The sequence below is a fragment of the Pseudomonas anguilliseptica genome (assembly GCF_900105355.1).
GTDB classification, from domain to species: domain Bacteria; phylum Pseudomonadota; class Gammaproteobacteria; order Pseudomonadales; family Pseudomonadaceae; genus Aquipseudomonas; species Aquipseudomonas anguilliseptica.
Window position 1 is genome coordinate 4250856 of sequence record NZ_FNSC01000001.1, and the last position, 14015, is coordinate 4264870.

At 60.2% G+C, this 14015-nt stretch carries 11 protein-coding genes and 2 pseudogenes; 10 read left to right on the forward strand and 3 right to left on the reverse strand.

Annotated features, from left to right (window positions below; all coding sequences use genetic code 11):
- Nucleotides 1–52: 52 nt before the first annotated feature.
- The 4 genes and pseudogenes from puuE (at nucleotide 53) to BLW24_RS20845 (ending at nucleotide 3331) form a co-directional block, all read left to right on the forward strand.
- The gene (gene puuE, locus BLW24_RS20835) at nucleotides 53–994 is read left to right on the forward strand and encodes an allantoinase PuuE (protein WP_090386565.1); all 942 of its coding nucleotides are present in this window, start codon (nucleotides 53–55) and stop codon (nucleotides 992–994) included.
- Nucleotides 991–1113, forward strand: a pseudogene (locus BLW24_RS26090) (2-oxo-4-hydroxy-4-carboxy-5-ureidoimidazoline decarboxylase); the annotation flags it as partial. The gene puuE and the pseudogene BLW24_RS26090, both read left to right, overlap by 4 nt.
- Nucleotides 1114–1134: 21 nt before the next feature.
- A pseudogene (locus tag BLW24_RS20840) lies at nucleotides 1135–2376 on the forward strand (nucleobase:cation symporter-2 family protein); the annotation flags it as partial.
- 82 nt (nucleotides 2377–2458) lie between these two features.
- Entirely contained in the window at nucleotides 2459–3331 is an 873-nt protein-coding gene (locus BLW24_RS20845; protein ID WP_090386567.1) for an outer membrane protein OmpK, read from the forward strand.
- A 204-nt stretch (nucleotides 3332–3535) separates the two neighbouring features.
- Here the strand turns inward: BLW24_RS20845 and BLW24_RS20850 are convergent, their stop codons facing one another.
- Nucleotides 3536–4357 (reverse strand): transporter substrate-binding domain-containing protein, encoded by an 822-nt coding sequence (locus BLW24_RS20850; protein ID WP_090386569.1) that lies wholly within the window; start codon nucleotides 4355–4357, stop codon nucleotides 3536–3538.
- 73 nt (nucleotides 4358–4430) lie between these two features.
- Nucleotides 4431–5423: a GTP 3',8-cyclase MoaA gene (moaA, locus tag BLW24_RS20855; RefSeq protein WP_420875009.1), complete on the reverse strand. Its 993-nt coding sequence runs from the start codon at nucleotides 5421–5423 to the stop codon at nucleotides 4431–4433.
- 215 nt (nucleotides 5424–5638) lie between these two features.
- On the opposite strand from moaA, the gene BLW24_RS20860 reads away from it, so the two are divergent.
- A complete protein-coding gene (locus BLW24_RS20860; protein ID WP_090386572.1) occupies nucleotides 5639–6283 on the forward strand; it encodes a TetR/AcrR family transcriptional regulator in 645 nt (214 codons plus the stop codon).
- Nucleotides 6284–6448: 165 nt separating this feature from the next.
- Here the strand turns inward: BLW24_RS20860 and BLW24_RS20865 are convergent, their stop codons facing one another.
- Nucleotides 6449–6889, reverse strand: coding sequence for a GlcG/HbpS family heme-binding protein (locus tag BLW24_RS20865; RefSeq protein WP_090386575.1), 441 nt, complete (start codon nucleotides 6887–6889; stop codon nucleotides 6449–6451).
- 605 nt (nucleotides 6890–7494) lie between these two features.
- Between BLW24_RS20865 and gcl the strand changes: the two genes are divergently transcribed.
- From gcl to pyk, 5 genes are all read left to right on the forward strand, one after another.
- The gene (gcl, locus tag BLW24_RS20870; protein ID WP_090386577.1) at nucleotides 7495–9279 is read left to right on the forward strand and encodes a glyoxylate carboligase; all 1785 of its coding nucleotides are present in this window, start codon (nucleotides 7495–7497) and stop codon (nucleotides 9277–9279) included.
- 95 nt (nucleotides 9280–9374) lie between these two features.
- On the forward strand, nucleotides 9375–10157 hold the full coding sequence (gene hyi, locus BLW24_RS20875; protein WP_090386579.1) for a hydroxypyruvate isomerase: 783 nt from the start codon (nucleotides 9375–9377) through the stop codon (nucleotides 10155–10157).
- 13 nt (nucleotides 10158–10170) lie between these two features.
- The gene (locus tag BLW24_RS20880) at nucleotides 10171–11070 is read left to right on the forward strand and encodes a 2-hydroxy-3-oxopropionate reductase (protein ID WP_090386581.1); all 900 of its coding nucleotides are present in this window, start codon (nucleotides 10171–10173) and stop codon (nucleotides 11068–11070) included.
- A gap of 190 nt (nucleotides 11071–11260) precedes the next feature.
- The gene (locus BLW24_RS20885) at nucleotides 11261–12547 is read left to right on the forward strand and encodes a glycerate kinase type-2 family protein (RefSeq protein ID WP_090386583.1); all 1287 of its coding nucleotides are present in this window, start codon (nucleotides 11261–11263) and stop codon (nucleotides 12545–12547) included.
- Nucleotides 12544–13959 carry a pyruvate kinase gene (gene pyk / locus BLW24_RS20890; RefSeq protein WP_090386585.1) on the forward strand — a complete coding sequence of 472 codons (1416 nt, stop codon included), beginning with the start codon at nucleotides 12544–12546 and terminating at the stop codon, nucleotides 13957–13959. Before BLW24_RS20885 ends, pyk begins: the two co-directional genes overlap by 4 nt.
- The last annotated feature ends 56 nt before the right edge of the window (nucleotides 13960–14015 follow it).

Here is a 14015-nt window from a genome sequence, read left to right on the forward strand (position 1 = left end):
CGCATTTATGCCTGCCCAATGACCGCCACAAACAGCAAGAAGGAAGACTGCAGTGAGCGCTGACTACCCACGCGACCTGATCGGTTACGCCAACAACCCGCCCCACCCGCACTGGCCGAACGATGCACGCATCGCTTTGTCCTTTGTGCTCAATTACGAGGAAGGTGGCGAACGCAACATCCTGCACGGCGACAAGGAGTCCGAAGCGTTTCTCTCCGAAATGGTCGCAGCCCAACCGCTGCAGGGCCAGCGCAATCTGTGCATGGAATCGCTCTACGAGTATGGCAGTCGTGCTGGCGTCTGGCGTTTGCTCAACCTGTTCCAGAAACACAACATCCCGCTGACCATTTTTGCTGTGGCCATGGCTGCGCAGCGTCATCCGGACGCGATCAAGGCGATGGCCGACGCCGGCCACGAGATCTGCAGCCACGGCTATCGCTGGATTGACTACCAGAACATGAGCGAGGCCGATGAGCGCGAGCATATGCTCGAAGCCATTCGCATCCTCACTGAACTGACCGGCGAACGCCCGGTGGGCTGGTACACCGGCCGCCTCGGCCCGAACACCCGCCGCCTGGTACGTGAAGAAGGTGGCTTCCTGTATGACAGCGACACCTACGACGACGACCTGCCGTACTGGGACCCGGCCAGCACCGTGGACAAACCGCACCTGGTGATCCCGTACACACTCGACACCAACGACATGCGCTTCACTCAGGTGCAGGGTTTCAACAAGGGCGATGACTTCTTCGAGTACCTGAAAGACGCCTTCGATGTGCTGTATGCCGAAGGCGTTGCCGGCGCACCGAAAATGCTCTCGATCGGCATGCACTGCCGCCTGCTCGGTCGCCCGGCACGCCTGGCTTCGCTGGCGCGCTTCCTGGAATACGTGCAAAGCCACGAAAAAGTCTGGTGCGCCCGCCGCGTCGACATCGCCAAACACTGGCACGCGACCCATCCGCTGCAAGAGCCATCCAAGGAGAGCTCGAAATGAGCCGTTTTCAAACCCTGACTCCGTCCCGCCTAAGCCGTGAAGACTTCGTAAAGGTCTTTGCCGACATCTACGAGCACTCGCCCTGGGTCGCGGAGAAGGCCTTCGACCTGGGCCAGGACGCCGGAAGCCCGGACGCCAGCATCGGCCCGGTCGGCTCCGGCTTGCTGTGCCTGCAGGGCACCAGCTTCGGTTTTCTCAGCGTGATTCTCAGCGCCGGGTTGATCGTCAAGGGCCGTGGCGGCAGCGAGGAGGAAATTCTCTCGACGATCTTTGGCGTGTGCTTCTGCGCAGCCTTTGTCGAGATCGCCTTCAGCCAGTTCATCAACAAACTGCGCCGTGCCATCACCCCAGTCGTCACCGGTACCATCATCTGCTTGATGGGCTTGCCGCTGATCAAGGTGGCCATGACCGATATCGCTGGCGGCTACGGCGCTGCGGACCTCGGCGCCCTGCACCACCTGGGTCTCGGTGGCCTGGTGCTGGTCACCATTGTGATCCTCAACCGTTTCCCATCGCAGGTCGTGCGCCTGTCGGCCGTGATCATCGGCCTGGCGCTGGGCTTTGGCGTAGCCTGGTTCACCGGCAAGGTGGATTTCGCCAATATGGCTGACGTGCCACTGGTCAGCATCCCCGTACCGTTCAAATACGGTTTCAACTTTGACTGGGTAGCGTTTGTGCCAATTGCAGTGATCTTCCTGATCACCCCGTTGGAAACCGCAGGCGACCTGACGGCCAACTCGATCATTTCCAAGCAGCCGGTCAAAGGCCCGCTTTATATGCGTCGAATCAAATCCGGCGTATTGGCCGATGGCTGTAACTCGGCCATCGCGGCAATGTTCAACAGCCTGCCAATGACCACCTTCAGCCAGAACAACGGCGTGATTCAGCTGACCGGCGTAGCCAGCCGCCACGTGGCCTTCTATATCGCTGGCATCCTGGTGTTGCTGGGTCTGTTCCCAGCAGTGGGCGCGGTATTGCAGCTGATGCCGAAACCGGTTCTCGGTGGCGCCACCCTGATCATGTTCGGCACCGTGGCCGTCGCTGGCATCAAGATTCTTACCGAGGCGGGCCTGCATCGGCGCAATGTACTGATTGTGGCTATCTCTCTAGGCCTCGGCCTGGGCGTTGCAGCCGTGCCGGAAGTGCTCTCGCAGATGCCCGATGCGCTGAAGAACATCTTCGGCTCGCCCATCACCATCGGTGCCTTCAGCGCCATTGTGCTGAACATCTTCTTGCCAGAAGAGCACCTGCAGCTGGAAGAAAACGACTACGACCCCGAAGCCCATCTGCACACCGTGCTGCAAAACCCGCAGGACGGCAGTGACGCCGATACGCCGGACAACAGCCGCAACGCACTCAACGTGGCACCGCGCACCAGCTGAACCACCACCTCTTTGCCTCACTGAGCCTGCGGTTCACCGCAGGCTCAAGAAAGCTTGTAAGTCCAATAATAAGGAACCCATGATGAAACTGAAGCACCTGCCCTATAGCATCGCCCTCGCGGTCGGACTGTTTTCCGGTCAACAAGCCTTGGCCAGCGATGCCTTCCTCTGGCAAGACACCAGCCTCTCCTACCTCTACGGCAGCAACTTCCAGCGCCTGAACAATAACGCCGAAGAGCAGCGTTCGCAGAGTACCTTCACCTTGGAAAACGCCAGCGGATGGACCTGGGGCGACACCTTTTTCTTCCTCGACTACATCGATGCCGACAACAGCCAGGCGCGTGGCAGCAACTTTGGCAACCTCAAGGTCAAAGAGAAAAGCAGCTTCTACTACATGGAGTTTTCGCCACGCGTCAGCCTCAGCTGGCTGACCGGCCAGGATCTGTCCGTAGGTCCACTGAAGGATGTCTACGCCGCCTTTACCTATGAAAAAGGCAACGGCGGCCCAGGCACCGAAAACTACCTGTATGGCATCGGCACTGCCTGGAACGCTCCAGGCTTCGCCTACCTGAATGCCAATCTGTATGCGGTGAAGGTCAACAACCACATCTTCTTCGATCATGACTTCAAGGCATCGGACAAGGGCAACGGCCACACCTATCAGCTGACCGTAAGCGGCGCCTATCCGTTCGCCATTGGCGAACAGGACTTTGTGGTCGACGGCTATATCGACTGGCGCGCCCCGTCCAGCGATGCCGACACCCAGACGTCGGTCGGCTCCTCGATCCAGATCAAATGGGATGCGGGCAAGGCGCTGTTCGGTGAAGGTCGTAAGTTGTATGTCGGTACCGAGCTGAACATGTGGCACAACAAGTACGGCATCAAGCCAATTGACGGCTCCACCAATGGCTTCGATCAGACCGCCGTGCAAGCGCTGGTCAAGTATCACTTCTAAGCCGCTGCGCTTAATGCGGATCGCCGGGTAGGCGGCCTCCGCAACCAAAGGGGATGGCAGTGCTGCCACCCCCTTTTTATTGCCTGTAGAGCGGTTTATGGCCGCTATCAGCTTTTTCGCGGACGTGGCCCACGCCTATACCCACGGCACGGTTACGCGCAGAAAAAAACCGCTCAATGGAGCGGTTTTTGTTGGTTCATCACATCACTGCGACTGCGCTTCCTTAAGCTTTTTCCGCTCTAGGAAATCCAGCTTCCATTGCTCCAGACCGATGCGCTCGGGGTCCAGATTAGCTTCGACCTTGTACTGGTTTTTCAGCGCAGCAATCTCACTTTTCTGCTCGACCAGAAAACGGTCAAAACGCTGCATCAAGGCCGTGTGCTCGAGGGTTGAAAGCTTGAAGCTGCCACGGTTGTGCGGCAGCGTCGGATCAAATACTAGGGCGCCAGGCCGGGCGCGAATGTTGTCCAGGTAATGAGTGGCCACCACCACGTTGAAATAGGCACCGTCAGTGTCCTTCTTCAACGCCTGGCGAATCATCTGGCGCAGATCATCGCTGTAGGTCAGCTCGATCTGGCCGGCATCGATCCGCTCCTGATAGCCCCAAGGCGTCCAGCCGTTGACCATAGCCAGGCGCTTGATCTGCTCAATGGGCTGACCGTGGCACTGCGGCGCAACCAGTACACCATCGACATACTCGACTACACCTTGGCTGTAGCTCAGGGTCTTGCCGGCCTTCTGCTCCTGGGCCCAGGTTTCACTGTCGGGGTATTTGAAATCCACCTGGCCGCTGAGCAGCGCGGGCAACAGCTGCTCAACAGGCAGCACCTTGTAGCTCAACTCCACCCCACTGGTCTGCGCGAACAGGTCGAACAGCTCACGGGCAAAACCCTGGTACTGGCCTTGCGCATCGATGCTGTAGTGCGGCGCAAAGGCCAGCTTCTCTACACCGATCACATAACTTTCAGCGCTGACCGCGCTGGAACAGACAACGGCGAACAAACTGCAGACGTGCAAGGGCTTCACAGCAAACCTCCTGTTTAGATTGTGAGAGTGAAACAAATGAAACCGCCCAAGGCGGTGAAGAAACGGCTAAGGGCTAGCCACCGGTCATGCTCATAAAGCGAATCACCTGCACCTGGGCATCGCTCTCGAAGTGATGACGCTCAGGCTTCAACTGTAAAGCCTGCATCAGGGCCTCACGCAGACGCTGACTATCACCTGGGTGGGCACGCATCAGACTTTTCAGGTCCAGGGCATTCTCATGACCCAGGCAGAGCACCAGCTTGCCTTCAGCGGTCACCCGCACGCGGTTGCAGTCGCCGCAGAAGTTATGGCTATGGGGCGAGATAAAACCGACCTGGGTGTCGCTGCCAACCACCTGCCAGTAGCGCGACGGCCCACCGGTCAGCTTGCTGCTACGCACTAGGGCATAACGCTGTTCGATGCGTTCACGCACCTCATCGCTGGAGCAGAAGGTCTGCTTGCGCTGATGGCTGGAAATACTGCCCAGCGGCATTTCTTCGATAAAACTGATGTCCAGGCCGCGCGCCATGGCGAACTCGACCAAGTCGAGCACTTCGTCATCGTTACGGTTTTTCTGCACCACGGCGTTGAGTTTTATCTTGCGAAAACCCGCCGCGCGCGCCACCTCGATGTCTTCCAGCACTTGATCGAGTTTGTCCCGACGGGTAAAGGCGGCAAAGCGCTCTCGCTGCAGCGAATCCAGGCTGACATTCAGGCGCTTGACCCCGACCGCGCGCAGTTGCGGCGCCAGCTCGGCCAGTTGCGAGCCATTGGTGGTGATGGCCAGGTCGTCCAACTCGGGACGCTGGCCCAGGCGATTCAGCAAGCTGGGCAGGTTCTTGCGCACCAGCGGCTCGCCACCGGTGATGCGGATGCGCTTGACCCCTAAGCCGATAAAGGCGTCGGCCACTGCATAGAGCTCTTCAAGGCTGAGGATCTGCTCGCGCGGGGCGAACACCATGTCCTCACTCATGCAGTAGGTGCAGCGGAAATCACAGCGATCGGTAACCGATAACCGTAGATAGGTGATGCGCCGACCGAAGGGGTCAACCAGCTGATTGTTCACTACGTGTCTCCTGGAGCTCATCGAGCCGAGACTTTTTGTTATGAATGCATATGGCGAGATAAAAACAGAAAAATTAAATTTTGCATACAACAACCTGACCTGCAAGTCAGATAGCCCGCCAGAGCCCAGGCCACAAGCCTTGAGCGCCGCGTAAAGCCGGTGCTACCATCCCGGCGCTGCCCAGCGACGGGCGTTCGACAGAAGCAAAGAGGCTTATGACCAGTATTCGCGAGCGTAACAGAGAGCTGATTTTACGCGCAGCCAGTGAGGAGTTCGCCGACAAAGGCTTTGCTGCCAGCAAAACCAGCGATATCGCCGCCAAGGCCGGTGTGCCCAAGCCCAACGTCTACTACTACTTCAAGTCGAAAGAAAACCTCTACCGCGAAGTGCTGGAAAGCATTATTGAACCGTTGCTGGAAGCCTCCGCACCGTTCAACCAGCCCGGCAAGCCTGCCGACGTGCTGCGCGCCTATATCCGCTCGAAGATCCGCATCTCCCGCGAACTGCCTTTCGCTTCCAAGGTGTTCGCCAGCGAAATCATGCACGGTGCGCCGCACCTCTCTGCCGACCAGACCGAACAGCTCAACGCCCAGGCCAAACACAATATTTCCTGCATTCAGGGCTGGATCGACCAGGGTCTGATGGCCAAGGTTGACCCGCACCACCTGCTGTTTAGCATCTGGGCCGCAACCCAGACCTACGCCGACTTCGACTGGCAGATTTCCACCGTCACCGGCAAAGCCAGCCTGGATGAAGCCGACTACGAAGCCGCCGCGCAGACCATCATCCGCCTGGTGATCAAGGGCTGCGAGATCGACGAAATCCAGCCCAGCCCTTCCGAGCAGGTCACCAGCGCATAAGCCGGGTTAGCACTCTGCCCTTCGCCATTTGGGTAATAAAAAACGGTGAATGCCGCAAAGCATTCACCGTTTTTTATTACCTGCGCAACCTGTAGGAGGCGCTTTAGCGGCGAGCGGTTAACCGTAGTTATCGCGGCTAAAGCCCCTCCTACAAGTCGCACACTATCAAGCGGCGATACCCGCGTCCGGCTTCAGGCCCACCGACTCCACAGCACTCACCGCGCACTGCTCATCGATATCCGAGGTATCACCAGTGATACCCACTGCACCGATCACCTCACCGCGCTCATCACGAATCAGCACACCACCCGGCGCCGGCACCAATTGACCGTCTGCCAGATTGTTAACCGCGCCGATAAATGCCGGACGCTGCTGCGCGTCAGCAGCAATCAGGCGCGAGCCCTTGCCCAACGCCAATGCACCCCAGGCCTTGCCGATGGCGATTTGTGGGCGCAACAGGCTGGCACCGTCTTCGCGCTGCAGGCTGATCAGGTGACCGCCGGCATCCAGCACAGCCACGGTCAACGGCGCTGCAGAGATTTCCCGACCGACCGCCAGGGCGCGGTTACTGATGGTGGTGGCGATTTGCAGATTCAACGTACTCATCTTGGGTCTTCCTCAATGCTGATAAATATTAGGGTCTGTTGCCGTTTCATCGCGAACCGCGTTGCAGCAAGAAATGGCCCCCGGTTAGGCGCTGAACGCAGGTAATGGTTGTTCCCTTGCCAAGTCCTGCAACAACAGCGGGGGCCATTTCCTGCGCAACCCGAAGGGCCGGGCCGGTTTTTGCGCGATGCGGCGTTTCTCGTCGCTTATTTGGAACAACCAAACCACGCTCCTCGTGCCTTGCCTCGCGCAAAAACCGGCTCCGGCGCGGCCGCGACTGAAACCGCAACAGCCCCTTAGAAACACCCAGCGCTGCGCCGCCTACAGGGCGATTGACAGCAACCGGGCAATCCAAAGCTCGCCACCACTATCCCACCAGAAACAAAAAACTCAATAGCCGAATACAATACAAATAGTCTTTGTATACAGTTCCGCGTATCGCCTTCCGCATCAGATCAAGCACCCCAGCTAAAACGGTTGTTTTAAAAGATTTTTTGTCAGACGGCGGCTTGGCGACAAAACGTGTTGACCAGAAGGTCAGGCCATGAATAGAATCAAAGCCAGCTGCTTTGTATACAATCTGATAACGAACGAGGCACAAGACAATGGCCAAAATGAGAGCAATCGAGGCCGCCGTACTGGTGATGCGCCGCGAAGGCGTTGACACTGCGTTCGGCATTCCCGGCGCCGCCATCAACCCCCTGTACGCTGCACTGAAAAAAGTCGGTGGTATCGACCACGTCCTGGCTCGCCACGTCGAAGGTGCCTCGCACATGGCTGAGGGTTACACCCGCACCAATGCCGGCAACATCGGTGTGTGCATCGGCACTTCCGGCACTTCCGGCCCTGCAGGTACCGACATGGTGACCGGCCTGTACTCGGCATCGGCCGACTCCATTCCAATTCTGTGCATCACCGGTCAAGCACCGCGTGCCCGTATGCACAAAGAAGACTTCCAGGCCGTCGACATCACCAGCATCGTCAAACCGGTGACCAAGTGGGCCACCACCGTGATGGAGCCAGGCCAAGTGCCGCGCGCCTTCCAGAAAGCCTTCTATGAAATGCGCAGCGGTCGTCCTGGCCCGGTGCTGATCGACCTGCCGTTCGACGTGCAGATGGCCGAGATTGAATTCGACATCGACGCCTACGAGCCGCTGCCACTGGCCAAACCGGCCACCAACCGCGTGCAGGCAGAAAAAGCCATCGCCATGCTCAACGACGCCGAGCGCCCATTGCTGGTTGCCGGTGGTGGTATCTTCAATGCCGACGCCGCCGACAAACTAGTGGAATTCGCCGAACTGACCGGCGTGCCGGTTGTACCGACCCTGATGGGCTGGGGCGTGATCCCGGATGACCACAAGCTGATGGTCGGCATGGTCGGCCTGCAGACTTCACACCGTTACGGTAACGCCACCCTGCTGGCTTCCGACCTGGTGTTCGGTATTGGTAACCGCTGGGCCAACCGCCACACCGGTTCGGTTGATGTCTACACCGAAGGCCGCAAGTTCATCCACGTCGACATCGAACCGACGCAGATTGGCCGTGTATTCAACCCGGACCTGGGCATCGTTTCCGATGCGGGTTCGGCGCTGGACGCCTTCCTGGAAGTGGCCCGCGAGTGGAAAGCCGCTGGCAAGCTGAAAGATCGCAGCGCCTGGCTGGACAGCTGCCGCGAGCGTAAGCGCACCCTGCAGCGCAAGACCCACTTCGACAACGTGCCGGCCAAGCCGCAGCGCGTGTACGAAGAGATGAACGAAGCGTTCGGCAAGGACACTTGCTACGTCACCACCATCGGTCTGTCGCAGATCGCCGGCGCGCAGTTCCTGCACGTCTACAAGCCGCGTCACTGGATCAACTGTGGTCAGGCCGGCCCGCTGGGCTGGACCATTCCGGCAGCGCTGGGTGTGGTCAAGGCCGACCCGAGCCGCAAGGTTGTGGCGCTGTCCGGCGACTACGACTTCCAGTTCATGATCGAAGAACTGGCGGTGGGCGCGCAGTTCAACCTGCCGTACATCCACGTGCTGGTGAACAACTCCTACCTGGGTCTGATCCGTCAGGCGCAGCGCGGCTTCGAGATCGACTACTGCGTGCAACTGGCGTTCGAGAACATCAACGCGCCGGAAATCAACGGCTACGGTGTTGACCACGTTGCTGTGGTGGAAGGCCTGGGCTGTAAGGCAATCCGCGTGTTCGACCCGAACGAACTGCAGAACGCCTTTGCCGAAGCCAAGCGCCTGATGGCCGAGCACCGCGTACCGGTGGTGGTGGAAATTATCCTGGAGCGTGTCACCAACATCTCCATGGGTACCGAAATCAACGCCGTCAACGAGTTCGAAGAACTGGCCGAGCGCGGCGTTGACGCCCCGACTGCCATCTCGCTGCTGGATTGACGCAACCGTAGGGTGGATGTCGCGAAGCACATCCACCAACTCCCAGGTGGAAAACGCTGCGCGGTTTTCCACCCTACGCAACCGAGGAATGTTTTATGCCCCGTTTTGCTGCCAACCTGTCGATGCTGTTCACCGAAGTGGACTTCATGGACCGTTTCGCCGCTGCCGCCGATGCCGGTTTTAGCGGTGTCGAATACCTGTTTCCCTACGATTTTGCCGCCGAAGAAATCAAAGCGCGCCTGGATGCCAACAAGCTTGAGCAGGTGCTGTTCAACCTGCCAGCCGGTGACTGGGCCAAGGGTGAGCGCGGTATCGCCTGCCACCCCGACCGCGTTGAAGAATTCCGCGCTGGCGTGGACAAAGCCATCGCCTATGCCAAGGTACTGGGCAACACGCAGATCAACTGCCTGGCCGGTATCCGCCCGCAAGGTCTGGATTGCGTCACCGTCGAGCAGACCTTTGTCGACAACCTAAAGTTTGCCGCCGAAAAACTGCAAGCTGCGGGCATCAAGCTGGTCATGGAAATGATCAACACCCGCGACATCCCGGGCTTCTACCTGAACACCACGAAGCAGGCGCTGGCCATTCGCGACAAGGTCGCCAGCAGCAATCTGTACCTGCAATACGACATCTACCATATGCAAATCATGGAAGGTGACCTGGCGCGTACCGTCGAAACCAATCTCTCCGTGATCAACCATGTGCAGTTGGCTGACAACCCGGGCCGCAACGAGCCGGGCACTGGCGAGATCAACTACCGCTTCCTCTTCGAGCACCTGGACCGCATTGGCTACCAGGGCTGGATCGGCTGTGAATACAAGCCGGCAACCACCACCGCTGCCGGCCTCGGCTGGATGAAAGCGCACAACGCAATCTGAGGAGACTCTACTCATGGCTAAAATCGGATTTATCGGCACCGGCATCATGGGCAAGCCCATGGCGCAGAACCTGCAGAAAGCCGGGCACACCCTGTTCTTCTCCGAGCACTTCGACAAGGCTCCGGCCGACCTGCTGGGCGACAACGGTATCGGCCTTGCCAACCCGCGCGAAGTGGCGCAGGAAGCCGAGTTCATCATCATCATGGTGCCGGACACCCCCCAGGTTGAGGACGTTCTGTTCCGCGCCGACGGCGTTGCCGCAGGCGTGGGCGCTGGCAAAGTAGTGATCGACATGAGCTCGATCTCGCCGACCGCCACCAAAGTCTTCGCCGAAAAAATCAAAGCCACTGGCGCGGCTTACCTGGACGCCCCGGTATCCGGCGGTGAAGTCGGTGCCAAAGCGGCCACCCTGTCGATCATGGTCGGTGGTTGCCCGAGTGCCTTCGAACGCGCCCTGCCGCTGTTCCAGGCCATGGGTAAGAACATCACCCGCGTAGGCGGTAACGGTGACGGCCAGACCGCCAAGGTCGCCAAGGTCGCCAACCAGATCATCGTTGCCCTGAACATCCAGGCGGTGGCCGAGGCCCTGCTGTTCGCCGCCAAGAACGGCGCCGATCCAGCCAAGGTGCGTGAAGCGCTGATGGGCGGTTTCGCCGGTTCGAAGATCCTTGAAGTGCACGGTGAGCGCATGATCAAGGGCACCTTCGACCCAGGCTTCCGTATCAGCTTGCACCAGAAGGACCTCAACCTGGCCCTGGCTGGCGCGCGCGAACTGGGCCTCAACCTGCCCAACACCGCCAACGCCCAGCAAGTGTTCAGCACCTGTGCGGCCATCGGTGACAGCAACTGGGACCACTCGGCGTTGATCAAAGGCCTGGAACATATGGCCAACTTCAACATCCGCGGCGAGTAAGCAACAGGTTTCAGAGCGGGGTCAGCCGCTCTGAAACAACCCCTTCGATCTGTCCGGCAGGCGGTGTCACGGCCTGCCTGCCGGGTGGGTCGATTCTAGTGCGCAGCGCCTTGGCCCAGGGCGCTGCGCACTAGAATCGAACGTGCTTCAGTAATAAAAAGTGGCTCCGGCCCTATCAAGAGAGATCGCCATGTCCATCGATCCGTCTTTCAATCCAACGTCCCTGCTGCGCGAGCTGTTCGCCAGCGCCATCGACGCCGCCCACCCGCGCCAGGTGCTGGCTGATTACCTGCCGGAAGATCGCAGCGGCCGCGTGATTGTCATCGGCGCCGGTAAAGCCGCTGCGGCCATGGCCGAAGTGATCGAGCAGGAATGGCAAGGCGAGGTCTCCGGCCTGGTAGTTACCCGCTACGAGCACGGCGCCAACTGCCAGAAGATCGAAGTGGTCGAAGCCGCCCACCCGGTTCCGGATGACGCCGGCGAGCGCGTGGCGCGTCGCGTGCTGGAGCTGGTGAGCAGCCTCAGCGAAGCCGACAAGGTGATCTTTCTGCTGTCTGGCGGCGGCTCTTCCCTGCTCGCCCTACCTGCTGAAGGCATCAGCCTGAAAGACAAACAAGCGGTCAACAAGGCGCTGCTGAAATCCGGCGCCTCGATTGGCGAAATGAACTGCGTGCGCAAGCACCTTTCCGCCATCAAGGGCGGCCGCCTGGCCAAGGCCAGCTGGCCGGCCAGCGTCTACACCTATGCGATTTCCGATGTACCAGGCGATGAAGCCACGGTAATCGCCTCCGGCCCGACCGTGGCCGACCCGACCACCTCGGCCGAAGCCCTGGCGATTCTCGCCCGCTACAGTATCGAGATCCCGGCCAACGTGCGCGCCTGGCTGCAGAACCCGGCCTCGGAAACCGTCAAACCGGGCGATCCGTGTCTGGCCCGCAGCCACTTCCAGCTAATCGCCCGCCCGCAGCAATCCCTCGACGCTGCCGCCGCCAAGGCGCGCGCCGCCGGCTTGCCAACACTGATCCTCGGTGATCTGGAGGGCCAGTCGCGAGATGTCGCCAAGGTGCACGCTGGCATCGCCAAACAGGTACGTCTGCATGGTCAGCCGATCAAGGCACCCTGCGTGATCCTCTCCGGTGGCGAAACCACGGTGACCGTACGCGGCAATGGCCGTGGCGGACGCAACGCCGAATTTTTGCTGAGCCTTACCGACAGCCTCAAAGGCCTGCCCGGTGTCTACGCCCTGGCCGGTGACACCGACGGCATCGACGGCTCGGAAGACAACGCCGGGGCCATCATGACCCCCGACAGCTATGCCCGCGCCCATGCAATGGGCCTGAGCAGCAGCGATGAGCTGGATAACAACAACGGCTACGGCTACTTCGCCGCCCTCGATCAACTGATCGTCACCGGGCCGACGCGTACCAACGTCAACGATTTTCGCGCCATTCTGATCCTTGAGAACCCTGCCCAATGAACGCCGACAAGAAAGTAAAAATCCTCGCCACCCTTGGCCCAGCGATCAAAACCATCGATGACATTCGCCAGCTGGTGGAGGCTGGGGTCAACCTGTTCCGCCTCAATTTCAGCCACGGCGAACACGCCGACCACGCCCAGCGCTACGACTGGGTGCGTGAAGTCGAGCAGCAGCTGAACACCCCGACTGGCATCCTCATGGACCTGCAAGGGCCGAAGCTGCGCGTCGGCCGTTTTGCCGAGGGCAAGGTCAACCTGCAACGCGGCCAGACCCTGCGCCTGGATCTGGACAGCACCCCAGGCGACGTCCATCGGGTCAACCTGCCCCACCCGGAAATCATCGAAGCGCTGCAGCCGGGCATGAGCCTGCTGCTCGACGATGGCCGCCTACGTCTGCAGGTCACCGCCAAGCACAGCGATGTAGTGATTACCGAAGTGATCGCCGGTGGTGAGCTGTCCGACCGCAAGGGCGTCAACGTGCCAGAAGCGGTGCTGCAATTGAGCCCGCTGACCGAGAAAGACCGCCGCGACCTGAGCTTCGGTCTGGAGCTGGGCGTGGACTGGGTCGCGCTGTCGTTTGTGCAGCGCCCGGAAGACATTATCGAAGCCCGCCAGCTGATCGGTGATCGCGCCTTCCTGATGGCCAAGATTGAGAAACCATCCGCGGTGATTCACCTGGAAGAGATCACCAAGTTGTGCGATGCGATCATGGTCGCCCGTGGCGACCTGGGCGTGGAAGTGCCGGCCGAGAACGTGCCGCGCATCCAGCGCGACATCATCCGCACCTGCCGCCAGCTCGGTAAGCCGGTGGTAGTGGCCACGCAGATGCTCGAGTCCATGCGCTTCTCCCCTGCGCCGACCCGCGCCGAGGTTACTGACGTGGCCAACGCTGTGGCCGAAGGCGCCGATGCGGTGATGCTCTCGGCGGAAACCGCCTCAGGAGATTACCCACTGGAAGCCGTGCAGATGATGAGCAAGATCATCCGCCAGGTGGAAAACGGCCCGGAGTTCCAGGCCCAGCTCGACGTCAGCCGCCCGCAGGCCGAAGCCACCGCCTCGGATGCAATCAGCTGCGCGATCCGCCGCATCAGCACCATCCTGTCGGTAGCAGCGCTGGTCAACTACACCGAGTCGGGCAACTCCAGCCTGCGCGCCTCGCGCGAGCGGCCGAAAGCGCCAATCTTGAGCCTGACCCCGAGCCTGGATACCGCACGGCGTCTGAGCGTGGCCTGGGGCGTGTACTCGGTGGTCAACGAGCGCCTGCACAAGGTTGAGGAAGTCACCCGCACCGCTTTGGAAACTGCCCGCTCGGCTGGGCTGGCGAACACTGGTGACACCGTGGTGATTACGGCCGGCGAGCCGTTTGGCCAACCCGGCAGCACCAACAGCCTGCGTATCGAAATTCTGCACTGATCCGGTTCTGCGGCAGGTTGCAAGACCCGCCGCAGAACACCTCTCCCACGCTGGCT